The sequence below is a fragment of the Streptomyces sp. NPDC052042 genome (assembly GCF_044548345.1).
Lineage (GTDB): Bacteria > Actinomycetota > Actinomycetes > Streptomycetales > Streptomycetaceae > Streptomyces.
This window is the reverse complement of the sequence record NZ_JBIUBU010000029.1, coordinates 50,577-74,059: the sequence shown is the minus strand read 5'-3', so window position 1 is coordinate 74,059 and position 23,483 is coordinate 50,577. Positions and strand designations below refer to the sequence as shown.

Annotated in this window: 24 protein-coding genes and 3 pseudogenes; 14 read left to right on the top strand and 13 right to left on the bottom strand. The window is 70.7% G+C overall.

Going from position 1 to position 23,483, the window contains the following annotated elements; genetic code table 11:
- Positions 1–17 precede the first annotated feature (17 nt).
- The 5 genes and pseudogenes from ACIHCL_RS31765 to ACIHCL_RS31745 form a co-directional block, all read left to right on the top strand.
- A complete protein-coding gene (locus tag ACIHCL_RS31765; RefSeq protein WP_399867439.1) occupies positions 18–854 on the top strand; it encodes a thiopeptide-type bacteriocin biosynthesis protein in 837 nt (278 codons plus the stop codon).
- On the top strand, positions 851–2,038 hold the full coding sequence (locus ACIHCL_RS31760; protein WP_399867438.1) for a hypothetical protein: 1,188 nt from the start codon (positions 851–853) through the stop codon (positions 2,036–2,038). The genes ACIHCL_RS31765 and ACIHCL_RS31760 overlap by 4 nt, the downstream gene beginning before the upstream one ends.
- Positions 2,025–2,336: a hypothetical protein gene (locus ACIHCL_RS31755; protein WP_399867437.1), complete on the top strand. Its 312-nt coding sequence runs from the start codon at positions 2,025–2,027 to the stop codon at positions 2,334–2,336. Before ACIHCL_RS31760 ends, ACIHCL_RS31755 begins: the two co-directional genes overlap by 14 nt.
- 110 nt (positions 2,337–2,446) lie before the next feature.
- Positions 2,447–2,710: a hypothetical protein gene (locus ACIHCL_RS31750; protein WP_399867436.1), complete on the top strand. Its 264-nt coding sequence runs from the start codon at positions 2,447–2,449 to the stop codon at positions 2,708–2,710.
- 16 nt (positions 2,711–2,726) lie between these two features.
- Positions 2,727–3,606 (top strand): annotated as a pseudogene (locus ACIHCL_RS31745) (ATP-dependent DNA ligase); the annotation flags it as partial.
- A gap of 774 nt (positions 3,607–4,380) precedes the next feature.
- Here ACIHCL_RS31745 and ACIHCL_RS31740 read toward each other — a convergent pair.
- The 9 genes from ACIHCL_RS31740 to yhfZ form a co-directional block, all read right to left on the bottom strand.
- On the bottom strand, positions 4,381–4,653 hold the full coding sequence (locus ACIHCL_RS31740) for an HPr family phosphocarrier protein (RefSeq protein WP_399867435.1): 273 nt from the start codon (positions 4,651–4,653) through the stop codon (positions 4,381–4,383).
- Between the two features lie 69 nt (positions 4,654–4,722).
- The gene (ptsP, locus tag ACIHCL_RS31735) at positions 4,723–6,393 is read right to left on the bottom strand and encodes a phosphoenolpyruvate--protein phosphotransferase (protein WP_399867433.1); all 1,671 of its coding nucleotides are present in this window, start codon (positions 6,391–6,393) and stop codon (positions 4,723–4,725) included.
- Between the two features lie 41 nt (positions 6,394–6,434).
- A complete protein-coding gene (locus ACIHCL_RS31730; RefSeq protein WP_399867431.1) occupies positions 6,435–7,664 on the bottom strand; it encodes a phosphopentomutase in 1,230 nt (409 codons plus the stop codon).
- Positions 7,665–7,676: 12 nt separating this feature from the next.
- Positions 7,677–8,843, bottom strand: coding sequence for an alanine racemase (locus ACIHCL_RS31725; protein ID WP_399867429.1), 1,167 nt, complete (start codon positions 8,841–8,843; stop codon positions 7,677–7,679).
- A 2-nt stretch (positions 8,844–8,845) separates the two neighbouring features.
- On the bottom strand, positions 8,846–9,859 hold the full coding sequence (locus tag ACIHCL_RS31720; protein ID WP_399867427.1) for a phosphotriesterase: 1,014 nt from the start codon (positions 9,857–9,859) through the stop codon (positions 8,846–8,848).
- Positions 9,860–9,862: 3 nt separating this feature from the next.
- Entirely contained in the window at positions 9,863–11,221 is a 1,359-nt protein-coding gene (locus ACIHCL_RS31715) for a YhfT family protein (RefSeq protein ID WP_399867425.1), read from the bottom strand.
- A gap of 39 nt (positions 11,222–11,260) precedes the next feature.
- Complete coding sequence (locus ACIHCL_RS31710) at positions 11,261–11,620, bottom strand: DUF2620 domain-containing protein (RefSeq protein WP_399867424.1); 360 nt, start codon at positions 11,618–11,620, stop codon at positions 11,261–11,263.
- Between the two features lie 34 nt (positions 11,621–11,654).
- Positions 11,655–12,032 (bottom strand): PRD domain-containing protein, encoded by a 378-nt coding sequence (locus ACIHCL_RS31705; RefSeq protein WP_399867422.1) that lies wholly within the window; start codon positions 12,030–12,032, stop codon positions 11,655–11,657.
- Positions 12,033–12,145: 113 nt separating this feature from the next.
- On the bottom strand, positions 12,146–13,084 hold the full coding sequence (gene yhfZ / locus ACIHCL_RS31700; RefSeq protein ID WP_399867420.1) for a GntR family transcriptional regulator YhfZ: 939 nt from the start codon (positions 13,082–13,084) through the stop codon (positions 12,146–12,148).
- A gap of 103 nt (positions 13,085–13,187) precedes the next feature.
- Between yhfZ and ACIHCL_RS31695 the strand changes: the two genes are divergently transcribed.
- Positions 13,188–14,255 carry an SIS domain-containing protein gene (locus ACIHCL_RS31695; protein ID WP_399867418.1) on the top strand — a complete coding sequence of 356 codons (1,068 nt, stop codon included), beginning with the start codon at positions 13,188–13,190 and terminating at the stop codon, positions 14,253–14,255.
- A gap of 146 nt (positions 14,256–14,401) precedes the next feature.
- On the opposite strand, the pseudogene ACIHCL_RS31690 reads toward ACIHCL_RS31695, so the two are convergent.
- Positions 14,402–15,053 (bottom strand): annotated as a pseudogene (locus tag ACIHCL_RS31690) (glycosyltransferase family 2 protein); the annotation flags it as partial.
- A gap of 60 nt (positions 15,054–15,113) precedes the next feature.
- Positions 15,114–15,752, bottom strand: coding sequence for a nucleotidyltransferase family protein (locus ACIHCL_RS31685; protein ID WP_399867417.1), 639 nt, complete (start codon positions 15,750–15,752; stop codon positions 15,114–15,116).
- Positions 15,753–16,188: 436 nt separating this feature from the next.
- On the opposite strand from ACIHCL_RS31685, the gene ACIHCL_RS31680 reads away from it, so the two are divergent.
- The 4 genes and pseudogenes from ACIHCL_RS31680 to ACIHCL_RS31665 all read left to right on the top strand — a co-directional run bounded on the left by ACIHCL_RS31680 (position 16,189) and on the right by ACIHCL_RS31665 (position 18,807).
- Positions 16,189–17,277, top strand: coding sequence for a polyprenyl synthetase family protein (locus tag ACIHCL_RS31680; RefSeq protein ID WP_399867415.1), 1,089 nt, complete (start codon positions 16,189–16,191; stop codon positions 17,275–17,277).
- Positions 17,274–17,711 (top strand): annotated as a pseudogene (gene uppS, locus ACIHCL_RS31675) (polyprenyl diphosphate synthase); the annotation flags it as partial. The gene ACIHCL_RS31680 and the pseudogene uppS, both read left to right, overlap by 4 nt.
- 41 nt (positions 17,712–17,752) lie before the next feature.
- Positions 17,753–17,956 carry an undecaprenyl diphosphate synthase family protein gene (locus ACIHCL_RS31670; protein WP_399867455.1) on the top strand — a complete coding sequence of 68 codons (204 nt, stop codon included), beginning with the start codon at positions 17,753–17,755 and terminating at the stop codon, positions 17,954–17,956.
- A gap of 5 nt (positions 17,957–17,961) precedes the next feature.
- The gene (locus ACIHCL_RS31665; protein ID WP_399867414.1) at positions 17,962–18,807 is read left to right on the top strand and encodes a hypothetical protein; all 846 of its coding nucleotides are present in this window, start codon (positions 17,962–17,964) and stop codon (positions 18,805–18,807) included.
- 2 nt (positions 18,808–18,809) lie between these two features.
- On the opposite strand, the gene ACIHCL_RS31660 is transcribed toward ACIHCL_RS31665, so the two are convergent.
- Positions 18,810–19,589, bottom strand: a complete 780-nt coding sequence (locus tag ACIHCL_RS31660; RefSeq protein WP_399867412.1) for an isoprenyl transferase — start codon at positions 19,587–19,589, stop codon at positions 18,810–18,812.
- 80 nt (positions 19,590–19,669) lie between these two features.
- Between ACIHCL_RS31660 and ACIHCL_RS31655 the strand changes: the two genes are divergently transcribed.
- The 4 genes from ACIHCL_RS31655 to ACIHCL_RS31640 all read left to right on the top strand — a co-directional run bounded on the left by ACIHCL_RS31655 (position 19,670) and on the right by ACIHCL_RS31640 (position 22,144).
- Positions 19,670–20,230: a hypothetical protein gene (locus tag ACIHCL_RS31655; RefSeq protein WP_399867410.1), complete on the top strand. Its 561-nt coding sequence runs from the start codon at positions 19,670–19,672 to the stop codon at positions 20,228–20,230.
- Complete coding sequence (locus ACIHCL_RS31650) at positions 20,227–20,817, top strand: hypothetical protein (RefSeq protein WP_399867408.1); 591 nt, start codon at positions 20,227–20,229, stop codon at positions 20,815–20,817. Before ACIHCL_RS31655 ends, ACIHCL_RS31650 begins: the two co-directional genes overlap by 4 nt.
- Positions 20,814–21,488, top strand: coding sequence for a hypothetical protein (locus tag ACIHCL_RS31645; protein ID WP_399867407.1), 675 nt, complete (start codon positions 20,814–20,816; stop codon positions 21,486–21,488). The genes ACIHCL_RS31650 and ACIHCL_RS31645 overlap by 4 nt, the downstream gene beginning before the upstream one ends.
- Positions 21,489–21,583: 95 nt before the next feature.
- Entirely contained in the window at positions 21,584–22,144 is a 561-nt protein-coding gene (locus ACIHCL_RS31640; RefSeq protein ID WP_399867406.1) for an NUDIX hydrolase, read from the top strand.
- On the opposite strand, the gene ACIHCL_RS31635 is transcribed toward ACIHCL_RS31640, so the two are convergent.
- Positions 22,128–23,474, bottom strand: a complete 1,347-nt coding sequence (locus tag ACIHCL_RS31635; protein WP_399867404.1) for a hypothetical protein — start codon at positions 23,472–23,474, stop codon at positions 22,128–22,130. The genes ACIHCL_RS31640 and ACIHCL_RS31635 overlap by 17 nt on opposite strands.
- Positions 23,475–23,483 lie beyond the last annotated feature (9 nt).

Genomic DNA, 23,483 nt, shown 5'->3' with positions numbered 1-23,483 from the left:
GACGGAGCCGAACCCGCATGGACACCTCCTGGCGGCAGATCAACATCGCCTTCCCCGACTGGGACAGCGCCGAGCACACGGCCCTCACCCACCTCGCCCCGCTCCTGACCGCCGCCGAGACCGCCCGCCTCATCGGCCCCTGGTTCTTCCTGCGCAAAGCCCCCCACTGGCGCATCCGCTACCAACCACCCGGCGACCCCACCACGGCCGAGAACCACCTCCTGCACGCCCTCGCCCCCCTCCAGCGCCAGCAGCACCTCACCGCCGTCACCCCCGTGATCTACGAGCCGGAAACCCACGCCTTCGGCGGAGTGGAGGCCATGACCTGCGCCCACCAGCTCTTCCACCTCGACAGCCACCACCTGATAGCCCACCTGAGCCGTCACCCGCACCGTTTGCACCGCCGCGAGCTGTCGATCCTGCTGTGCACCGCGCTGCTTCGCGCCGCCGGCCTCGACTGGTACGAGCAGGGCGATGTCTGGGCACGCGTGGCCGAACACCGCGACCCTCCCCAACCACAGCCCACGCACCGGCTGAAGACCCTGCAAGGCGGTCTGCGGCACCTGATGACCGCTGACATCACACAGCTCACCCGCGACGGCGCCCCGCTGCCCGTGCCCGCCGCCTGGCCGCACGCCTTCACCACCGCGGGCCGCGACCTCGCCGCTCTTGCCGCCGCCGGGCGGCTGCACCGCGGGCTGCGCGCCGTCCTGGTCCACCACATCATCTTCGCCTTCAACCGGCTCGGGCTCCCGCACCCGACCCAGGCCACCCTCGCCGCAGGCGCCAAATCGGTCGTCTTCGGCCCCGACCCGACCGTTGAGGACCAGCCCGAGCAAGGAGCCCCGGTATGAACGACCGGCTGCTGACCTGGTTCCCGCTCGTCCAGCGGCCCCGCCCGCCCGCGCTCCCTCTTACGGCCCGGATCCGCCAGCTGACGGACCTGGCCGCGCAGCCCGCCACCGGCGACATTCACCAGCAGGCCACCCGTGCCGCCGAGATCTGCAACAAGGCCGCCCTCATCGCCTCCGACTGCGCCGTCCCCGACCTCGCCCGAGAACTGTGCTGGTCCCAGTACGCGGTGTTCGACCAGGCAGGCCCGCTCCCGGCCTGGGCGGTGAAACTCGCTCTCCAGCCGATCCTCAACATCGCCCGGCAACTCATCCGCGAAGGCGACGGCAACAGCGCCTACACCATGCTCGACACCCTCTTCCGCGCCGCACGCGCCCAGACCTCCACCGAGATCACCGGCCGAACCGTCAACCTGCACACGCTCACCAGCTCCGCCGATGCTCACAAGACGGTCTGCAGCCTGGTGTGGGCGGCCCTCCTGGCCGACGGCACCCGTGCCCTGACCCGGGCCGACCGCTGGCGCGAAGCCGCCGATGCCGCAGCCGCCCACCGCGGCGTCGGCACCCGGCTCCTCGACGGCCGACAGACCCTCATCCTCGCCCTCGCCCAGAACGGGCAGCATGACGAGGCGACCGACCTGGTTGAGGGCAGCCGCCCCACCGAGCCCTGGGAAGAAGCGGTTCAGCACCTGCTGCGCACCCTGTGCCGAGATGCCGCCGGTGCTGTTCCGGCGGCGCACCTCGACGGCATGCTCACCGCGGTGCTCGCCCTGCAGCAGCCCGCCCCCGGCACGGCCGTCTTCCGCACCCGCGTCGGCGTCACCGCGCTGCTCCTGGCAATGGGACACACAGATGAACAGATACCCACGCTGCACACGGGAATCCTCGCCTTGGCCCACGCCGACGGCTACGCGGCCCGGGACGCGCTCACCCACCCGCAGCTTCGACGCGCCATGACAGCCGGCCAGCGTCATGCCCTGACCCGCCTGGTCCGCGCCGTAGGACTCGACGCCGGGACCATAGCGGCACCCCTGCGCAGCGACCTGATGCGGGCCGTGACATCGGCCCAGGACCGCCTGAGCCGCTGCCTTCAGCACGGCGCGGTCACCTCACCCGCCACGCTTGCACCCGGCGGAGTCGTCAGCGGGCCGCCGTGGCGTGGTGCGCATGGCTTTGAGCACCGATGAACGTGACCTGCTGCAGATGATCGCCTACTCGCCCAAGCCGGTGGCGATGTCCGACTACTTCCCAGCCCTCAACCCCGCCGAGCCCGGCATGGACGAGAACCATCCCGGTCACGAGGCGTGGACCGAGCGGCAGATCGCCTGGTACGGCGTCTCGCTCCAGTTGTGGAAGCAGAACCTCGTGCGCGTGGTGGTGCCCGCCGACGGCAGCCACGGTGACCTCGTCGAGGTCACCGACGCCGGACGCCGGACGCCGGACGCCGGACGCCAGGCGCTCCAGGCCGCGGCGGCGCACGCGTGACGGCGCCCGAGCCGCGGGCGCTGCCCGGACCCGTCAGCGCGATCCGCCTCACCTACACCTGCGAGCATGGCTGGAAGGACACCGGCGAGGACGAGCCGGAGATCTGACACGTGTCCGCTGACCTGTACGACAGCGAAGCCGAACGCAGCGTCGAGCACGTCGGCGACTTCGAGCTCTACCACGCCGAGCCGGGACTGGCCGCCGAGGTGCACGTCCACCGGCTCGGTGTGCCGCTGCCCGCCGCTCACCGCGCACGACCCGGACGCCGGGCGAGCAGGACCGTGAACACGGCCTCCTCCGGCAGGAAACCATCGGCCGCGAGCTCGTCGAGCAGCGCCCGGGAGACGGCCGCGAAGACGCGCAGCGCGTCCTGACCGGATCCCCTTCGCCATGGTTGCGCTGCCGCGGATCGAGCCGATGCTCGCCACGGCCGGCCCGCTGCCGGTCCAGAACGAGCACTGGGCGTTCGAGGCGAAGCAGGACGGACATCACCTCCGCCTACCCCGAACTCACCGCACTCGGCCCGGCACTCGGCCGGCCCGCGGTCCTGGACGGGGAAATCGTGGTCCTCGATCCCGAGGGGCGCAGCGACTTCGAGCGGCTCCAGTCCCGCATGGGCCTGACCGGATCCCCTGCGAAAGCAGCCCGCATGGCTGCGACGACGCCCGTTCATCTGGTTTTGTTCGATGCCGTCTATCTGGGGCACGACTCCCTAGTGCGAGCGCCGTACACCGAACGCCGGATCGTACTGGAGGGGCTCGGACTGGAGGGCCCGTACTGGTCGACGCCGTCGGCCGTCATCGGGCACGGGGCGCAGGCCCTGGAGACGACCCGGACCGCGCACCTGGAGGGGCTGGTCGCGAAACGGCTCACCTTGCGCTATGAGCCGGGCGTCCGCTCCCGCTCCTGGATCAAGATCCGAAACATGAGGACCGCGGACGTGGTCATCGGCGGGTGGGTGCCCGGCCGCGGACGACTCACCGGCCTGCCCGGCGCCGTCCTCGTCGGCCAGTCCCACCTCGGACACCTGCGGTACGTCGGCAGCGTCGGCACCGGGTGGAGCGACAAGGAACGTTCAGTCCTCGCCCGCCTTCTCCATGTAGCCGAGACGGACGACTGTCCATTCGGCACCCCGCCCGCTGTGATCGGAGCACGATGGGTGCTTCCCCGACTCGTCGGCGAAGTCCGCTACGCGACCCGCACCCGCGCCAGCCTCCTACGCCAACCCACCTGGCACCGCCTGCGCCCCGACCTCACCCTGGACGACATCCTGCGACAGGGACGTGCAGAGCTCGGCGGGGGCGGGGCCCACGCGGTCGATCACAGCCATGCCCGTCGTCACCGTCGACCCCCGTAGCGAGCGCCCGTGCCCCAGCCGGGCTGATGACCCGCGCGGACGCCACCCACCCGCCGCGGCAGGAACACCGCGAGTTCTCGGACGACGGCGCCCGGCCAGCCCCAACGCGGACTCCTGCGGGCAGCGTCAGCACCTGATGGAGCGGCATAGAACACGAGCCGGCCTGCCACGAGGCGGTCACAGTCATACATGGGAGACGATGACGAGCAACGCCAGACACTCGGCAAATACCTGTGCAGCGACTGCCACGCGCCGAACTCGCACGGCTGGAGCGGTCAAGGCGACCACGAGCGCCACAACGCCGATGCCCACATTCCATACGAAAAGCGAAGCCGGCAGCCCGGGGGCGCACGCATCCTTGTACACGACGCACCGTGAGGCCCGCTCCGAGGAGAGGGCCAGCACGCCGGTCACGAGCACTGCGGGCGGAAAGAGAAGGGCGGATGTGACTGCCCAGAACCGCGTACGCTCCGGGGACGCCTCATTGCTCCGGGAGGCTGGGGCAGGTTGTGGTGTGCTCATGCCTCCATCCAATCCTGGTCGGCCGATGCCACGCAGTCGCACGGGTACTCAGACCAGGGGGCACACCGTACTCAGACGGCGGCTTGCCGCCACATGGTGCCGTTGTTGTCGTGGGTCCTCGATCACTCCTTGGGGGTGCGTCGATACGTCCTGGGGAAGGCGCGGTTACCGCGCGGTGTCGGGGTCGGAGGCGAGGAGGGTGGCGAGCTCGTCCAGCGCTGCAGGCGCTGCGTCGCCTTCTGCTGTGAGTTCGAGGGTCTCGCCGTGGCCGACGGCCAGGGTGAGGACGGCGAGGAGGCTGCGTGCGTCGACGGGCGCGGCGCCCGGGCGGGCGACGGTGACCTTGACCGGCTGGCTGGCGGCGGCTTGGACGAACAGGGAGGCGGGGCGGGCGTGCAGGCCGTCGGCTGCGCCGACGGTGACCTGGATGGTGGGCATGGGATGTCCTTCCGGATCTTCGTGTTGTGAGGGCGGTGGGGCCGGCGCGCGTGGCGCAGTGACGAGCTGTCAGGAGGTGTGCAGAACAGTCGCGGCCGCGTTGCGGGCCTGGTCGGGGGTGTCCGCGCCGCGTGCCGCTGCTGCGGCCGTGCGGCACTGGTCGAGGGTGTGGGCGGCGAGGGCTGCGCGGACGTGGGGGATCGCGGCGGGGCTCATGGACAGGCTGGTGACGCCGAGTCCGGTGAGTACGCAGGCCAGCAGCGGGTCCGAGGCGGCCTCGCCGCACACGCCGCAGCTCCGGCCCGCGTCGCGGGCGGCCCCGGCCGCGGACGCGACGAGGTCGAGCAGGGCGGGCTGCCACGGGTCCTGCAGTCGGGAGAGCGCGCCGACCTGCCGGTCGGCGGCGAAGGTGTACTGCGCCAGGTCGTTGGTCCCCAGTGAGAGGAAATCGACCTCCTTCAGGATGGTGTGGGCGCGTAGCGCGGCGGAGGGGATCTCTACCATGGCTCCGGTTTTCGCGGTGAGGCCCGCTTGGCGGCAGGCGTCGGCGAAGGCGGCGGCGTCGGTCCGGTCGGCGACCATGGGGGCCATGACCTCCAGGTGGATCGGTAGTCCTTCGGCGGCCTCTTTGAGGGCGCTGAGCTGGGTGTGCAGGACGTCGGTGTGGTCGAGCAGGGTGCGCAGGCCGCGTACGCCGAGAGCCGGGTTGGGTTCGTGTGTGGGGGTCAGGAAGTCCAGGGGCTTGTCCGCGCCGGCGTCCAGGACGCGCACCACGACGCGGGCGTCGCCGAAGGCTTCGAGAACGGTCCGGTAGGCGGCGGCCTGCTTCTCCTGCGTGGGGGCGGTCCGGTTGTCGTCCAGGAAGAGGAACTCGGTGCGGAACAGGCCGACGCCTTCGGCGCCTGCCGCCAGTGCCGCGGGCACGTCGGCCGGGCCGCCGATGTTGGCCAGCAGGGGGACGGGGTGCCCGTCCCGGGTCGCGCCCGGTCCGGTGGACATCGCGAGTGCCGCCTGCTGCCGGGCGGCGGCCTCCGCGACCGCCGCGCGCAGATCCGCGCCGGGCTCGACGACGACTTCGCCGGTGGATCCGTCGACGGCGACCACGGCGCCCTCGGCCAGGTGCGCGGCATCCGGCAGGGCCACGATGGCCGGCACGCCCATCGCCCGGGCCAGAATGGCGCTGTGGCTGGTCGGCCCGCCCTCCTCGGTGACGAAACCGAGCACCAGTGCGGGGTTCAGCAGGACGGTGTCCGCGGGGGCGAGGTCCCGGGCGACGAGCACGTAGGGTTCGTCACCGTCGGGCAGGCCGGGCATGGGCACGCCCAGCAGGTGGGCGACGAGGCGGTCGCGCACGTCGTCGAGGTCGGCGACGCGTCCGGCGAAGTAGTCGCCGGCCCTGGTCAGCAGTTCCCGGTAGGCGGCGAAGGCGTCGTGGACGGCGCGTGCCGCCGAACTCCCCGACGCGATACGGCGTTCGACGTCGGCGGCCAGCTCCGGGTCCTGCGCGATCAGTGCCTGCGCTTCGAGCACGGCCTGTGCCTGGCCGCCCGCCCGCGCGCCGCGCGCCGTCAGCTCCGCGGCGACCGTCCGGGCCGCGTCGTGGGCGCGCTCCTGCTCGTGGGGCGCCCGGTCGGTCGGGATCAGCTGGGATCCGGGCTCCAGCGCGGCCGTCCCCATCCGGCGGACCGGCCCGATAGCCGTCCCCTGGCTCACGCCGAGCCCCTTGAGTGTTTTGTTCATGTCAGAGATCTCCTGGGTGTGCGGGAGGGATGCCCGGTGCGTCAGCCGGCCTGCCGTGGAGGGCGCAGGGCGGTCCCGTTGGCCAGCTGGTCGGGGGCGATGCCGAGGCGCGCGGCTGCGGTCGCGCCCAGGTCGGCCAGGCTGCTGGTGTCGGGCAGGTGCTCCGGGATCGTGCCGGGCCGGTGCATCAGGACCGGTACGAACTCGCGGGTGTGGAACGCGTGGCCGATGGTGGGGTCGTTGCCGTGGTCTCCGGTGACGATCAGGCAGTCGCCGGGGGTGTCGAGCAGGGCGATCAGTTCGCCCAGCCCCTGGTCGGCGCGTTCCAGCACGGAGCCGTAGCGGTCGGTGTCCTGCTGGTGCCCGGCCAGGTCGGTCTCCTGGACGTTGGCGACGACCAGGGCGTCCCCGTCGGCGCGGACGGCGTCCAGGGTGTGCGCGAGGACGTCCGCGGTCGCCACCGCCGGACGGCGCACCGCGGCATCGCAGGCGAGGATGTCGGCGGCCTTGCCGACGAGCGTGACCGGGATCCCGGCGCGGGCCGCGAGGTCCGGCAGCTGCTGGGTGTGGTCCAGCGGCGCGCCCAGATGCTGTACCTGCAGGCCGCCGTTGCGGTAAAGACCGCTGGCGGGTGTGTCGAGGCCGACGGTGCCGCCTTCGCCGGGGCGGACGAACTCGGCCAACGGCGCGTCCGCGTGGCCGCCGACCGCGATGACGCGGGCGACCGGTGCGACCGAGCGGACGGTCGCGGCGATGGAGAGGATCTGCTGGAACGGCAGGTCGTCGAGTCGGCCGGAGACGTTCCAGTTGATGCCCGGGTCGGCTTCCAGGTTGTCGTGCACCAGCACCACGCCGTCCACGAGCAGCACCGGCAGATTGTCCAGTGGCTCCGCCTCGTGCCCGGCGGCGCGCAGCGCGGCGGCCACGGCGTCGAGGTGGTCGGCGAGCAGGGCCACGGTCACCGTGCTGAAGTCGGCTCCCATCATGGTCTGGTGGCCCGCGTAGGTGTCCGCTCCCGGGTAGCCGAGGGCGGCCCGGCCCACCGCCACCGGCAGCACGGTGCGCGCGGCCAGGTCCGGGTGCGGGTGGACCAGGCCCAGGCCGAGTGCTGACAGCGCGGGCAGGTGCAGCGCCCGGCCCCGGGTGCGGCGGAAGTGGTCGAGGAGATGGCCCAACGTGTCGGCGGCGGCGTCGCCGGGCCGCAGGGCTCCGGCGTCGGGCATGGCGCCGACGCCGAAGCCGTCGAGGACGACGATGACGGTTTTGCTCATGGGTGCTGTTCCTTAGTCAAGGGCCCGGCCCAGGGCGTCGTACAGGCCGCGCAGCCGGGGCGTGCCGGACGACAGTCCGGCGACGACGGCGACGTTGCTGCGGGTGACGAAGATCTGGGTGCGGAAGGCGAAGACCGCCGTGTCGCCGAGCCCGGCGTCGTTCGGCGTCGCGGGCGCTTCCAGCAGCCGGTAGTAGTCGATGTTCTCGGCGGGCGCGTCGTGCACGGCCAGCCGCACCCCGGAGCGCGGCAGGTACGCGTCCTTGATCCGGGCACGGGGGTAGAAGCCGCCGCCGTGGACGGCTGGCCGGCCGTCGGCGAGGGTGTGCGCCACCTCGCTGATGTAGACGTACGCGGGCTGCTCGGGCTGGCTCGGGTCCACCGCGTGCAGAGGGGTGGTGCCGGTCAGGGAGTGGCCGGGTTCCCCGTGAGTGGCACCGAGTTCGGCGAGGAGGGGCAGCGAGGCCATCGATGTTGCGCTGGGGGCGCTGAGTTTGAGGTGGGTGTGGCCGCGGGCGGCGAGCATCTCGCGTGCGCTTAGCGCGAGGTCGAAGTTGGGGGTGGGCTGCGGTCTGCCGGAGGCGGGGTCGCACAGCACACAGGGGAAGGCGGTGACGCCAGCGATGCGCACGCCGGGCAACTGCTCCACCTCGGTGACGAAGGTGTCGAGCTGGCCCAGGGGGACGCCGCCTTCCTGACCGGGGTAGACCGAGCCGGGTGCGCCCTCCAGGCGGACGATTATGTCCTGGATGAAGCCGAGCCGTTCGGCCGTGGCGGAGACGGCACGGGTGTTGGCCACGTCGTACACGGTGACGGTCTCCGGGCGCCAGGCGAGGATCTCCTCCAGGGCGCGGCTGGGGATCTGCACAAGGTGGCCCACATTGCCGGCCTGGGCGCCGGCCGCGTGCAGGATGCGCGCCTCCGGGGGGTCGATGGCCGCGTACTTGGGGATGTGTTGGGTGATGGCTTTGATCAGTTCGGGGTTGCGTCCGAACTGCTTGACGACGAACCACAGGGTCAGACCGAACCGCTCGGCCTCCGCGGCGAGCAGTTCCGCGTTGGCTTCCACCGCATCGAGGTCCATGACGTAGGTGTCGGGCGGGATCTCGCCGCTGTGGTGCAGCGCGGCGGCAGTGTCGACCAGCTCTGGGTTGCGGGTGAGCACGGTGTCGAGGAACACGTTCAGTCGTCCTTGTGGTGGTGCAGTTCGGTTGGTGAGCGGCGAAGGAGGGCCTCCCCCTCCGTCTCGCCGGTCAGGAAGCGCAGCGGATTGCGGCGGGTCATCAGGTCGATCAGCTCGTCGTCGACGCCGGCCGCGCGCAGCTTGGGTAGGAAGGAGCGGAAGAGGTGCCCGTAGCCTTGGCCGCCCTCGACCAGGAGGTAGCTACAGCGGGAGATGTCGCAGCTGAGCAGGACGCGGTCGGCGTGCCCGGCTTCCAGCAGTGCCAGCAGCAGCCGCAGCCGGGTGTCGTCGCTTTGGTAGCTCTCCTTGCCGACGGTGTCGAAGGCGACGTAGGCGCCGGAGGCCGCCAACTCACGGTGGATAGATGGGTTGTCGAGCAGGTCCTGGTGGCCGATGCTGATCCGGTGAGCGGGCAGGCCCTCGCTGGTCAGCAGTTCCAACTGGCCCAGTCCGCCGCAGCCGAGGTGGGCATGGGTGGCCACCGACAGCCCGGTCGCAACGGCCGCGCGGGCGGCGGCGGTGAGTGTGCGGGTCTCGGGCTCGCTGGGCTGTTCACCGTGGCTGCCGACCTCGCCGATGACGCCGGGCTGGATGGCGGTGCGGCCGATGCCGTGGTCGATGTCGCGGACCAGGGTCTCGGTGAGTTCCTCGACGTCTGCGCCGTCGACCTCGTCCGGATGGAACGGCTCGTAGTACCAGCCGGTGGCCGCGACCACCGCGACTCCCGATTCGGCCGAGATGCGGGCCAGCGCACGCGGATCGCGTCCCATGCCTCGGCAGGTCAGCTCGATGACGAGGGCGAGACCGAACTCCTCGCGCAGTCCTGTCAGTTCGGTGGTGATATGCGGGCCGTGCGCGGCCGTGAGCAGCACCGCGTCCGGGTCTGTGTCCCTGCTGAGGTCCACGGCCAAGTGCTCATGTGCCAGGGCTGGGCCGTGGATGTCGGACGGAGAGAGGGGCCCGGTGACGGTGCGGACCTGGTACATGGTCGTGCCTTCCTGGGTGTCTGTCATTGCTCAGCCTTTGAGCGGGGTGAACAGGTGGGCCCAGTGGGCGAGGTTGAGCAGGAGGCCGGTGCAGATCAGGGCGACGGGTGCGGCGGCCAGTCGCATGACGGGACGGCCCATGGCCTCGTTCAGCACGTACAGGCCGCCGACCAGGGCGACTCCGACCCCGCCGCCCATCTGCATGCCTGCCAGGATGGCGCCGAACAGTACAGCGATCTCCAGCACCTGGTTGATCGCGTTGCGGATGTGGTCCGATGCATCCTGCATCGAGGGGACCTTGGCGAAGAGCTTGCCGAGCTGTGCCAGGGCCAGCACCTCGAGCGCGAAGATGACGGCTCCGGCTATCGCACCGATCACGACGTTCGGCGCGATGTAGCCCGCGGCGTAGACGAAGTTCATGCCGTTGGTGGCGAAGGTCCCGGAGGCGAGTGAAGTCAGGCCGATCAGCGGGATAAAGCCGAACGTGCGGTAGAAGTCGATCTGTGCCGCATTGTCCATTTCGCCGTGCTGCACGACGTAGCTCGTGGCTTCGCCACCTGCGAAGATGCCCGTGGCGCACAGCGCTCCAACCAGCCCGCCCAGCGTGATCAGCAAGGGCAGGTGCTTGCGAAGCCGCTTGGCGTTGGCACCGAAAAGGGACTCGGCGGCGGAGGTGTCCGGCACCGGCGGTGCCTCACCTCGGGCCAGTGCCTCCTCGCGTGCCATGCGCCGGTTCACCATGTCGCGACGGACGGCAAGGCCGACGAGCAGCAGCATGCCGACTGCCATGGGGACCGCCCCGGGGAAGGTGCCCTCCCAGAAGTACGCGGAAGCGAGCATGATGACGCCCTCCGCGGCGAACGCAATCGCACCGCGCGCCTTGCCGAACTGGAACGCGATGGCGACCGCCGGGAAGAACGCGAACAGGTACATCACCGGGTCGGACAGCGCCTGCATCGCCGTGAGGAAGTCCACGGGCAGTGACTGCGCCGCCTGCGTGGCTCCGGACAGACCGAACACCACCAGCAGCGCCCACGCCGCACCCAGCACGGGAGCCATCCAGCGTTTGGGCGCCAACAGGCCGAGGATGTCCGTGGGCAGGAACAGGATCCACGGGTTGAGTACGCCGGTGGAGAACGCCATCGGCGCGCCTAGGCCGAAGATGAACCCGGAGGAAAGACTGAAGGCGATGGGAGCGATCTCCCGGCGCTTCATCCGCCCTTCCCGGTAGTCGAGCATGAACGGCCGCACACCGTCGTGGAACACGGCAACCGCCATGTTGACCAGCAGCGCGGACAGAGCGCAGACCGCCACGACGAGCACGATCTGAAACGCGGTGAGGTTGAGCGAGCTGTGCCCGCCGGAGGCGAGCAGCACCGATGAATGCATGTTGGGTGGCCCTCGTGGTATGCGGGACGTCGGGTGTGGCTACGCGGTCTTGGCCGTGATGGCCTCGACCAGGACAGGTGCGATCAGGTCGATCTGGTCGACAGCGAAACCGAAGACCTTCTTGCCGTCGGCGAGCAGTGCCTGCACCTGGTCAGCAGTGGGAACAGAGCGGCCGAAGGTATGGCAGGCCGGCCGGCCCATGAGGCCGACAAGGACACCGAGAGAGGCGCCGGCCCCGGTGTGGCAGGTACCCAGGAAGTAGTCGGCCTGGCCGGCGCGCAGCTTCATCGCTGCGTCCATGTCGTTGGAGACGGCGACCTCAACGCCGTCCAGGGCAAGCTTGTCGATGGTCTGGGCAACCTCGACCTTGCCGACGCCGCCGGTGAGGATCTTCGCCATGGTCTGTCCTTTACTCGTGCAGTGATGCGGGGGTTCAGGAAGTGGGCGAGCGCTGCGCCAGGACGGCGAAGTGCATGCCCAGGAAGTTGATCTCGGACTCGGGAAGTGCGGCGCCGAGTTCGCTCTGAGCCCGTTCAGCGACGGCGCGGGCGCGGGCGACCGCTGCGGGATGGTCAGCGAGTTCCGCGGCCATCTGCTCATCAGCGGACGTCTTCTCGATCGATTCGCCGTTCAACAGCCGTGTGAGCGCCATCATCAGATGGCTCGTCAGCATGCCGGCGGTGTCCTCGGTGACGACCTGTCCGTCGGCCGCCAGATCTTCGAGTTCGCCGGTGACGAAGTCGAGCACCCGCGGCTCGGCCTGGCCGCCGTCGCGGAACATCTTCAGTCGCAGTGCGAGCCGTTCTTCCATCTGCTCCAGTCCTTCTGTGACCGCTGCCCATTCAGCAGGAATCGGGATATTGATTTCGCGGACCGTGCGCCAAGCCCCCATGCCCCGGAGAACTTGGCGCCTGGTCAGTGGGATCAGTAGGAGGGGATGCGCTCGCCGCGCAGCACCGCGTCCTGAAGCGTGGTCACCACGGTGAAGTCGAGGGCCCGGCGCACCGCGCTCAGCGCACGCGTGTCGTCGGCCCGGCCGACGATGGCCGCGCAGGAGTTGCGCAGGGACAGCTCGCGGGTGATCTCGTCGCCCAGCGGCAGGGCGTCGACCTCATCGCCCATGCGGCCCTGCACCTCGTCGAGGTTCCACACGCTGGCGTCCACCTCACCGCGGGCGAACAGGTCCCGCAGCTGCATGTAGGACGCCTCCACCCACCGCACGTCCGCACGTTCCTCGAACGTCCGCTCGGTGAGTAGTTCGAGATCCTTGGAGCTGCGGTCGACGGCGACTCGCAGACCGGAAGAGGCCACGTCGACCCCGTGGCGCACCAGAACGCCGTGCGCGCCGACATAGGTGGACGGGCCCAGGTCGGCGACCAGTTCGAGCGGGTGCTCGGCCATCAGCCGGTCGGCGGCGAAACGCGAGAGCACCACGAAGTCGACCTTGCCCTCCAGCAACGCGGAGACCCGGGTGTGGGCACCGCGCATGAAGGTGACCGCGAACGGCGCCCCGGCCTGTTCGAACGCCGCGCGCAGACCGGTGGCCAGCCCTTCGTAGCGGCGCGAGTACGGCAGCGGCATCGCGGCCAGCAGTGTGCCAAGACCGGACAGCCGCCACAGGAGGGCACGGTCGGCGCGCACAAGGAAGGTGCCGAGGTGCCCGCGGGCGGCCGTCTCGATCGCGCCGGCCTCCTCGAGCAGCTGGAAGGCGGCCTGGACGGTGCCGGCCCCGACCCCCAGCTCCTTCCTGAGGTCGCGCAGGCTCGGCAGCCGGGCGTCCTCGTCGTGGTCGAGGAGTGACACGGCCAGCTGCCGGGCGGCCAGACCGTTCCGGGTCAGGAGGCGCTCATCGATACTGTTCACGGATAGGACAATAAACAGTATTCTGTTTTTTGCCTAGAGGGGGATGGCATCGGATACATCAGCGCGGCCCAGACCCCGCACACGACTTCTGGAGGCTCCACCCATGTCCACAACTCCGGCCAGTGCCGAACCCGCCCGCCTCGGCCGCCTCATGGCGGCCGAGATAGCCGAACAGCCAGCCGTGCTGCGGCGCATCCTCAAGGAGGGCGCGCCGACAATCCGCCAGATCGCGGCCGCCATCGCGGCCCGGAACCCACAATTCGTGCTGCTGACCGCCCGCGGGACCAGCGACAACGCGGCCCTGTACGCGAAGTACCTGGTAGAGGTGCTCCTCGGCAAGCCAGCCGGGCTCACCTCGATGTCGACGACGACGGCGTACGGCGCGAAACCGGACCTGCGCGACTGCCTGGTAGTCACGGTCAGCCAGTCCGGAGGCTCACCAGACCTGGTGGCATCGACGCGAGCGGCGCGCGAGGCCGGCGCGATCACACTGGCGGTGACGAACAACCCGTACTCCCCGCTGGCGGCGGTGTCGGAGTACCACATCGACGTGCTGGCGGGGCCCGAGAAGGCACTGCCGGCGACGAAGACGTACACGGCACAGCTGTTGTCGCTGTACCTGCTCGTGGAGGGGCTGCGCGGGGGCGACGGCTCGGCGGCAAAAGGACTCCCGGAACTCGCGGCGTCAGTGCTGGCGCGGGGTGAGGAGGTCCGCGAACTCGCGGAGCGGTACCGGTTCGCGCAGCGCCTGATCATCACCTCGCGCGGGTACGGGTATCCCACAGCACGAGAGGCGGCGTTGAAGCTGATGGAGACCACGTACATCCCGGCGCTGCCGTTCTCGGGGGCGGATCTGCTGCACGGTCCGCTGGCCATGGTGGACAACACCTCCCCGGTCATCGCCGTAGTTCCGGACGGACACGGAGGCGAGGCGCTGCAACCAGCACTGGACCGCCTACGGACCCGGGGCGCGGACCTGGCAGTGATCGGACAGCAAGACTTGGTGGACGCGGCACCAGCCGGGTTCGCACTGCCCAGCTGGGTGACCGAGGAGGTCCAGCCGATCCTGGAGATCCTGCCGCTGCAACTGCTGGCCTACGAGATCACCATCGCCCGCGGCCAGGACCCCGACACCCCCCGCGCCTTGGCCAAGGTCACCGAGACCCACTGAGTGCACTCTGCTGAGCAACAAACTCAAGACCGCGGCCACTGCCATCACCGCACTGCATCATGACAATGAGGCCCTGCGCCAACAGCCCGCGCGCGACACTGCAACCACCGCAAGCCCCATCCGGACCTGCCAGGGAAGCGGGCGCCTCAGATGACCGGAGGCCGGCCAAGCCGAGCCATGCGCCACACGGTGCGCCACTTCATCGGCCTGCGCGGGCCGCACGGGGTCCGTACTCCCTCCAGGAAGCCGGCGCACCACGCCTTCAGACCGGTGAGTGAACGTGCGCGCCAGCGTGAGCCCGATCCAGACACCCAGATAGACCGGGATGAGAGGGATCGGGAGTCTGCGCCTCGCGATCCAGACCCGGTTACGCGCGGTGAAGCGGTAGTACACGGTATGCCTCGCCGGGGAGGTCTTCGGGTGCTGCAGGACGAGGTCCGGCTCGTAGAGGATCTTCCAGTCCGCATCCAGCGCCCTCCAGGCGAGATCCGACTCCTCGTGCCCGAATCTGAACTCTCCAGCCCAGGTGCCGACCTGTTCGAGCATCGGCACCGAGAAGGCGTGCCCGCCGCCGAGGAAGCCGGTCACCAGGCCTCGCCGCATGGGGTCGGTCGCACGCAGCCGCGGAACGTGCCGACGCTGGGTCTCCCCGTGCTCGTCGGCGATCCGGAACGACACGATCCCGAGTGCGGGGTCTGCCGCGTACAGCTTCTGGACCTTGCGGAACACGTCGTCGGCGATGAGGAGCCCGTCGTCGTCGAGCTCGATGACGACATCCACCTCGCCCGACTCGATCAGCGGCCAGGACGAGGCGGCGAGCGTGTGCCGCAGCGCGTCCGTCCGGGCGAGGACCGGCAACTACTCCCTGGCGGCGGGACCGTCCGCGGTCAGGGTCCGGGCGAGTACGGCCAGCAGGTCCGCCGGGTCGGTGGTGTGGCCCACGATGGTGGTGATGTCGACGCTGACGGTGGGCGTCAGCGCATCTCCGGTCGCCGGTCTGCGGCCTTGTTCGATGAAGCCGAGCTCAACCAGGAGGACCAGGGCCATGTCGAGGTCGGCGGCGCCGACCAGGAGGTCGATGTCGGTGAACTGCCGCAGTCCGCCGGGCGGGTACAGGCCGGTGTCGTAGACGAGGCCGTTGAGCACCGCGACGGGGACGCCGCGGCCGGCGAGCGTGTGCACGATGCGGACGGCTTCCGTGTGGTGGAGCCGGTTGTACAGCGCGTTGGCGCGCATGATCTGGCCGAGGACGGACTGCATCGCGCGGGACAGGACGGCAGCCGCACGGTCGTGGAGCAGGCGGTCGGCCAGCAGGCAGATTAGTTTGGCGTCGATCGCCGTCTGAAGCACTGCGCCCAGCGCGCCGGAGTCCGGCTCGGCCGAGGCGGCGGCCAGGCGGGGATCGCACAGCCACCGCAGAACTGCCGCGCCGGGTCGGGCGCCCCCGGGCAGCCCGGACGGTGCGGCCGGGCCGCTGGGCATGGCGGGGGCGTTCACCCGTGCACCTCCGGGCCCGCGTCCAGGAGGGGGCGACGGCGTTGGCGAGGGCTGCCGTGAGGCCTGGGTGCGGGTGGACGTACTTGCCGGGCGGCAGGTAGTGGTGGGAGGTGCCCTCCGCGCGCAGTGCGCGTTCGCATACCACCGTGGTGCCGGGGGCGATGTCGTGGTGCAGGGCGGTCACCCGGCCCCCGCACCTCGCCGTCACACAGGCAGTCCTTCGACTGATGGGCACGCGTCCCTGAGCCTTCCGGGTCTACGCCTCCGGCTGTTGCGCAACAGCCGCAACGCCGTCACCCCTACCGGCGCAACACCTGATCGGGATGCACTGGCCGTGGCCGCAGGGCGCATATGTCTGCACGGCCACGTCCGTCCTGATCAGCGGTTCCACCGAGTACGGAATCGCTGGCTGGTGTACACAGAAGGGCTTTGGCGCATGAACACCACTGTGGTCACCGACGAGATGGGGCGCCGCATCTCCGGTCACCGCGACCGGTTCCAGGCTCTCTTCAAGTCGTACTTCCACTCGCTGCGCGGCAGCTGGGATGCGCCGGGACTCAGCCATTTCGCTCCCGAGGCCCTGGACCGGGTCGAGGAGCTGGCGCTGCGCGGCGGAAAACGGCAGCGCGTCGCCTTCGTGTACGAGGCGATGAGCCTGGTGCCCGGAACGGGTCGTCAGGATGCGGTCGACACGGCCGCGCTGAGCATCGAGCTACTCCAAGCCCACCTCCTCATCCACGATGACATCATCGACGACGCCCCCACGCGCCGCGGCGGCCCGTCCACGTACTACGCCTACCGCAACACGATCCCCGACCGGCCCCAGCACGCGCTCGGACTCGCACTGCTCACCGGCGACCTCGCCCTGACCCTGTCCTTGCAGGTGATCGCCGACGCCGCCCTCCCCGCGTGGATGGCCCAGACGATGACGCAGTGGCAGCTCACCGCGGCCACCTCCACGGTCCTGGGCCAGATCTTCGACCTCGAGCGCGACTTCCTCGGCATTCCGGACGAGGACCTGCTGCACTCCGTCTGCGACTACAAGGCCGCCCGGTCCTCCGCGCTCGCCCCGCTCCAGCTGGGCCTGCTCGCAGCGGAACAGGACCCCCGCGAGCACGATGAGAGCCTTCGCCGCTACGCCTGGGCCTTCGGCGTCTCGGGGCAGATGCGTGACGACTACTTGAGCCTGTTCGGCGACGAGAAGATCACCGGAAAGCCGGCCACCGCCGACGTCCGCGACGGCCGGGTCACCTACCCGATCCGCACGGTGCTGCTGACCGCGTCGCTCAGCGAACGGAAGGTGCTGGACTCGGTCCTGGGCCGGCCGGACGCCTCGGATGCGGACGTGGACGATGTCCGGCAGATCATCCGCGACCACCGCGTCGACCGGACGCTGCTGACCGACATGCGCCGCTACGCCGAGCGCGCCAGCCAGGAGGCGGCCACCTGGAGCAGCTGGGGCGAGGCCGAGGCCGTGGCGTTCTTCCGGGGCGTCCCCGTCTGGGGCATGGAGCGTCTGCTGTGAGCACCGTCCCGAGCCACGTCGGCATTGTCCTCGACGGAAACCGGCGATGGGCGCAGAGGCACAGGCTGTCGCCCTCCGACGGTCACCGCCTTGGTTTCGGCAAGATTCCGCAGGTCCTGTCCTGGTGCGAGGAGGCGGGCATCTCCTTCGTGACCCTGTGGATGCTCTCCACCGACAACCTGCGCCGCGGCAGGGAGGAGGTGGAGGCCCTGATGGAGATCATCACGGCCGCGGTGCTCCAGCTGGCGTGGTTGCAGCGGTGGCGTATCCATCATCTGGGTGACGCCGATCTCCTTCCTCCGCGTGTCGCGGCCGCCGTGCGGCACGCTGAGACGACCACTGTCGAGGTGCCGAACAGGCTGACCGTGAACCTGGCCATCGTCTACGGAGGTCGCAGCGAGATCACCAGCGGCATCCGCCGACTGCTCGCCGACTGGGCCGGTGAGGGGGTCTCGCGGGAAAGGCGGCCAAACGGATCACGCCAGAAGACCTCCACCGGCTCATCAGCCGCGGCCAGCCGGACCCCGAGCTCCTCATCCGGACCTCCGGTGAGCAGCGCGGCAGCGGATTCCTGCTCTGGGCCGCCGCCGACGCGCTGCTGTGGTTCACCCGCACCCACTGGCCGGACTTCAGCCGGGACGACCTGGTCCGGGCTCTGGCCGCATACCGGAAGGCATAACACCGATGACCCTCGGATCTTCCATCTCGTTCCTGGGCGTGGACGGCTCGGGCAAGTCCACCATCGCGCGAGCCCTGCACGAGGAACTGGCAGCGGCCGGCAGGAAGGTGTGCGTCCTGTCGCGGCGCGACTACCTGCGTGAACAGGCCCAAGGGCACGTCGCCGACGCCAACCGGGCACTCTACGACGCGGGGCTGCGCGCGCTGTACTCCTTCGCCCGCACCGACGAGGGACAGGCGCTCGGGGAGCTGCTCCCCGGCCCGCCGGGAGACCTCCGCGACAGCGCCTTGGAGCGGAAGCTGAATGCGGCCTGCATCAGCGCCAACGACCCGCAGGCCATCACTGCCGCCGCCTTGAGCGAGATCGCCGGAAGTCTCGTCTACTACACCAGCGTTGTCCGGCCCGAGCTGGACCGGGGCACCGTGGTGATCGAGGAGACCCACCCGCTGAAGATGGTCACCAAACTGTGCCTGATCGCCGCCCAGATCGCGTCCGACGAACGCCACGGGCGCGCCGCCGTCACCGCGCGCCGGTCGGCCACCATGGTCCTGGCCCCCGACCCGTTCCGGGATGTGCCGGTCCTCGTGCGGTGCGACCCGCAGCGCGCGTACGACCGGCTCATCGCCGCGCGCGGCGGCCTGGGGGCGCTGGAGCACCATGGGCTGGCCGGCCGTGGCACCGGCCGGGAGGCGTACCTGGACCTGATGGTCCAGGTCCAGGAAGCCTTCGAGGACGTGGCACAGAGCTGGCGGTGCGTTGTGATCGACAGCGACGACGAGGACCAGGACCGCTCAGTGAAGCGAGCGGTCGAGACGATCCTCGCCGACCCGCGCACCGCGTATCTGGCCTGATGTCACCGACCGTACCGGCGCTCGCGGGCCGCATACGACCGCAGGGCGCGCAGCAGGTCGATCTGCCGGAACGCCGGCCACAGAACCTCGACGAAGTGGACCTCGGCGTAGGCGGACTGCCACAGCAGGAAGCCGGACAGCCGCTGCTCGCCGGAGGTACGGATGATGAAGTCGGTCGCGTCGCGCCCGGCCGAGGAGTACAGGTGCTCGGAGATGTGCTCGATGTCGAACTTCTCCACGAGCTCCATCGGGTCGCCGCCGGCGGCGGTGTGCTTCTCGAAGGCGGCCTTGACCGCGTCCACGATCTCCCGGCGGCCGCCGTAGCCGACGGCGACGCCGACCCTCATCCCGCCCCGGCCGGCGGTCCGTGCGGCGGCGGCCTTCAGCTTCTGCGCACTGTCCCCGGGCAGCAGGTCCAGGGCGCCGATGACCTCGATCTCCCACGGGCCCGGCGTGGCGCAGACCTTCTGCACGGTCTCCTCGATGACCTCCAGCAGCGGGCCGAGCTGTTCGGCAGGCCGGTTGAGGTTGTCGTCGGAGAGCATCCACAGCGTCACGTGCTCAAGGTCCGCCTCGACGCACCAGCGCAGGAACTCGCGGACCTTGGCTCCGCCAACCCGGTAGCCCTCACGCGGGTCGGAGTGGCCCTGCCCACGGGCCCAGCGGCGATTGCCGTCGAGCATGATCCCGACGTGCGCGGGCCGGGGCGCGCCCTTCAGCTTGCCGGCCAGGCGCCTGACGTACACCTTCTCCAACGCCGACCGGACGGCCTTGAGCGTCACACCGCTCCTCTTCTCTGTTCACCCGCGCTGCCAGATCAGCGTCACCGTACCGCCATCCTCACCCGTCCGAAGGGAGTTCGATGCTGACACCCACACATCTCGCCACCGCGCTCGACGCGATCGACTGGAACCGGCCGCGCGCCTGCGCGAAAGCCAGCAGGGAGGTTTTGGGCGCCGGGGCCGACCGGTGGCAGTTGCGTCTGCACGCGTTCCCCATGGGAGAGCTGGAACTGATCCCGCACGACCACAAGTACCCCTTCGCCGTCCGCGTCCTCCACTGCGGCTATCTCCACACGTGGAACCGGCGCACCGGCCAGACCCAGACAGGGCCGTTCACCTCCGACGATCTCGCGGCCGGCACCGTCACCGCCGAAGGGCCGGGCAGCGGATACCTCCTCTTGCACTCCCTGGTCCACCAGACCGCCGCCCTCCCGGGCTCGGTCACCCTCTTCCTGCGCGGCCCGGCGCCGGTGGGCACTCGGCATCAGACCTGCACGACCTGCACCGTGACGACCACGGACGCCAGGCCCGTGACGACACCCGCTACCGGCGCTCCGCCCCCATGTCCCCCGCCCCAGAACCGCGTCGCGGATCTGACACGCCTCGGCGTCATCACCACAGAAAGGCCCGCCCGCCCGTGACCCTCCTTGCCCTGCTTGCGCCTGTGACCGCGCTGCTCGACCAGAGCAGCGCCCCCTCCGACGTCCCGAACACCGACATCCTCCACGGCGGATGGCTGCCGTACGCGGCCCGCCAGACCCTCACCCTGATCGCCGGAGCGGGCGCCGCCAACGCCGCGGCGTCGTTCACCGGAAGCGGTCACACCCACCTCCTCCTGCACCACGAAGACGACGTGGCTCTCTACCTCCGGAGCCACGCCGCCGGCACCCCCGCTCCCGCCGAGGCGGCCGAGAAGACCGTCACCCTCACCCTGGCCGGCACCCACTACCTGGAGTGCTTCCGCCATCGCGGCGACGCCGAGGCCGATCACCCCTGGTACCTGCGCACCTTCCAGCCCGAGAGCATCTACGCCTGCCACCCGGGGACCCTGCGTACCCTGGAGACCAGCCCGGACGGCGTCCAGCTGGTCGTCGCCCGCGCCCCTCTGGCGCCGGATGGGCCGCCTCTCGACGCCGATGCCTACCTGCAGATGGTCACGGCCGCCCAGGCCCTGATCACGCCCGTGCTCACCGGGGGCCAGGCGGCCACGGAGGTGAGCGCGCGATGACGACCGCCGCCCCGAGCTGGCTCGACGACCTGCCGGCCATCGACGACGCGGATCTGCGGGCCAGCCACCGCCTCCGCAGCGAGATCCTCGAACGCCTCGGTGCCGACCAGACGCTGCTGACCCGCCTCGTCCACGAGATCGAGCACGACCCGCACCGCCTGGCCGAGAGCGAGATCCACCCGCTGATCAACCGGCTCGTCCTCTACCAGGACGACGCCCGCGGGCTGCAGATCCGCCTGCACATGTCGCCCGGCAGCCGCGAGTTGGTGCCGCACGACCACAAGTACTCCTTCACGGTGAAGATCCTCAAAGGCGCCTACATCCACGTGTGGCGGCGTCGCACCGGCACCGGCGAAGGAGAGTTCACCGCCGCCGACATCGAGCCGGGCGTCATCACCATCGAGCACCCCGGTTCCGCGTACACCCTCGGGCACCCGATGATCCACCAGACGGTCATGCTGCCGGGGACGGTCACCCTGTTCATCCGGGGGCCGCGGGCCAAGGACCGGTCCCATGCCGCGTTGGACATGCTGCCCGCCGCCGACGACTGGCCAGAGGCATCTCAGGCGGGCAAGCCCAAGCACGCGCGCGGGCAGCGGCCGGTCACCCTGGACGAGTATCTCGCCATGCGGCAGCAGCTCGCCGACCAAGGCGTCATCGCCGCGACCTGAACCAAGAACCGGGCCAGGGCGGGGTGTTGCGCGAACTCCGCAACACCCCGCCCTGCGCCACTTCCCGAGTAATCCCACTCTCCGAGATGAATAGGATGCGTACCGTGACTGATCGAGATGCATTGGAATGGGCCCTGGTCGGCGAGCGGCCGGAGCCGGCCGGCTTCCTGAAGGTCGGCTGCCGCACCTACCGCTACCCCGACGGCCGCGAGGGCGACTGGGACATCCTCAAGGGCCCGCGAACCGTGGCGCTGGTGGCGCTGACGGACGACGGCCACGGAGTGCTCGTGTCCCAGTTCCGCCCCGGCCCGGGGAAGGTCCTGAAGGAGCTGCCGGGCGGTCTGGTCGGGCCGGTCGAGCCCGTCGAGGACGCCGCGGCCCGCGAGCTGCTGGAGGAGACCGGCTTCGAGGCCCGGTCGCTCACCGTCGTCATGCAGACCTACCTGGCCTCGTACGCCACCCACGTCCGCTACGCGGTCCTCGCACAGGGCTGCCGCAAGGTCGCCGAGCCCCGGCCCGACGGCGACGAGTTCGTGGAGCCGATCACCCTGCCCCTGAACGAATACGTGGCCCATGTCCTGGGCGGTCAGCTGACCGACGCGGACATGGGCCTGGCCGGCCTGGTGGCCGCCGGCCTGCTCAAGCAGACAATCTGAACGCCGGCCCGCCGAGCTTCTGTGTGAGCAGCTCGGCTACCCCGGCCGGGGCCTCGATGTAGAGGCGGGTACCCGGTTCGGTGCCGGAGGCGCGCACGGCGATGTGGCCGTGCGCGCCGTCGTCGTAGTGAGCGACCTCACCGGCGACGTCGGCGCACCAGGTGGGCAGCAGGCCGGGAAGAGCGCGCAGCACGTCGGTGAGCGCGGCGGGCGTGGTGTGGACGAGCTGGGTGTGCGGGTGGGCCTGGCGGACGTCCTGGATCGCGTCGTCCAGGTCCTCCAGGGACGTGAAGGTGCGCAGGAGGGTGGTCAGGGCGGTGAGGGCGTCCCGTTCGAAGTAGCCGTCCGGGCCGGTGACGTGGACGAGAGCGCCGTTGGGCTCCAGTCCCAGTGCCGGGACGGGCTGGTCGCGCCATGCCGCTACGAGGTGCTTGAACCCGACGCCGGTCTCGGTGACCTTGAGGCCGCGCTGTGCCCGCCTCGCGGCGCGCAGTGCCATGCGGGGGGCGACGTGGGTGGTGATCAGCCGTTGCACTGGCAGTCCCGCGTACAGCAGCGCGGCGGCCTGTTCGGCGCTGGGGATGTAGCCGGAGCGGTGGGTGAACAGCACGAGCCGGTCCCCGTCGCCGTCGGTCATCGCCAGCAGGGCCCGTTTGCGGTGGGCGAGTTGGTCCAGGTGGTTCCGCCCTGTGTGTTCGGCGTGGATGCGGGGGACGGGGTCAGGGGTCTGGCCGGCGAAGTACGGCAGCGGGCGCCCGCGCAGTACCCGGATGCCGGGCAGAAGCCCGGTCAGGACGCCGACCGCGCCGTGGGCGGCGTCGAGGAGGACGTCACTGTCGAAGGCGCCGGCGGCTGTGCTGAGCGGGTCGCCGACGGCACCGACGTAGGGGCTGAGGACGTCGGTTCGCTGGTGGTGGCGCACCTCCAGCAGGCCCGGGTCGAAGGCGGCGTCCACCGGCGGTTGGGGCCAGGCGATGCCGTGCCCGGAGCGGTCGCGGACCTTGATGCCGATGTATCCGGGCGGGTTGTGGCTGGCGGTGACGACGACGGCCGCGGACAGGTCGGGCCGGTGGTGCACAAGGCTTCCGAACGCGGGCGTGGGCCCGGGGGTCGAAGCGAGGTGGGTCGTCAGCCCGTGGTGGGCGAGCAGGTCGGCGGCGAGGTGCGCGACTTCCTGCGCGCCGGCCCGGGCGTCGTGCCCGACCAGGACGTGCTCGCCCAGGACGCCCCGGGCGGCGCAGTGGTCGAGGGCGGCGAGGAGTTGCGGTTCGGCCCAGTCCGGGCCGGGAAGGCCGCGCCAGCCGTCGGTGGTGGTGACAAGGGAACGCATCGAAGGAGC

Bases quoted from the DNA above. Each gene is read 5' to 3' on its own strand.
- ACIHCL_RS31740 (WP_399867435.1), bottom strand. From the start codon at position 4,653: ATGCCCACCATCCAGGTCACCGTCGGCGCAGCCGACGGCCTGCACGCC.
- ACIHCL_RS31680 (WP_399867415.1), top strand. From the start codon at position 16,189: ATGAACACCACTGTGGTCACCGACGAGATGGGGCGCCGCATCTCCGGT.
- ACIHCL_RS31760 (WP_399867438.1), top strand. From the start codon at position 851: ATGAACGACCGGCTGCTGACCTGGTTCCCGCTCGTCCAGCGGCCCCGC.
- ACIHCL_RS31645 (WP_399867407.1), top strand. From the start codon at position 20,814: ATGACGACCGCCGCCCCGAGCTGGCTCGACGACCTGCCGGCCATCGAC.
- ACIHCL_RS31720 (WP_399867427.1), bottom strand. From the start codon at position 9,859: ATGACAGACACCCAGGAAGGCACGACCATGTACCAGGTCCGCACCGTC.
- ACIHCL_RS31730 (WP_399867431.1), bottom strand. From the start codon at position 7,664: ATGAGCAAAACCGTCATCGTCGTCCTCGACGGCTTCGGCGTCGGCGCC.
- ACIHCL_RS31635 (WP_399867404.1), bottom strand. From the start codon at position 23,474: ATGCGTTCCCTTGTCACCACCACCGACGGCTGGCGCGGCCTTCCCGGC.
- ACIHCL_RS31665 (WP_399867414.1), top strand. From the start codon at position 17,962: ATGACCCTCGGATCTTCCATCTCGTTCCTGGGCGTGGACGGCTCGGGC.
- ACIHCL_RS31705 (WP_399867422.1), bottom strand. From the start codon at position 12,032: ATGGAAGAACGGCTCGCACTGCGACTGAAGATGTTCCGCGACGGCGGC.
- ACIHCL_RS31640 (WP_399867406.1), top strand. From the start codon at position 21,584: ATGCGTACCGTGACTGATCGAGATGCATTGGAATGGGCCCTGGTCGGC.
- ACIHCL_RS31715 (WP_399867425.1), bottom strand. From the start codon at position 11,221: ATGCATTCATCGGTGCTGCTCGCCTCCGGCGGGCACAGCTCGCTCAAC.
- ptsP (WP_399867433.1), bottom strand. From the start codon at position 6,393: ATGAACAAAACACTCAAGGGGCTCGGCGTGAGCCAGGGGACGGCTATC.
- ACIHCL_RS31695 (WP_399867418.1), top strand. From the start codon at position 13,188: ATGTCCACAACTCCGGCCAGTGCCGAACCCGCCCGCCTCGGCCGCCTC.
- ACIHCL_RS31765 (WP_399867439.1), top strand. From the start codon at position 18: ATGGACACCTCCTGGCGGCAGATCAACATCGCCTTCCCCGACTGGGAC.
- ACIHCL_RS31655 (WP_399867410.1), top strand. From the start codon at position 19,670: ATGCTGACACCCACACATCTCGCCACCGCGCTCGACGCGATCGACTGG.
- ACIHCL_RS31710 (WP_399867424.1), bottom strand. From the start codon at position 11,620: ATGGCGAAGATCCTCACCGGCGGCGTCGGCAAGGTCGAGGTTGCCCAG.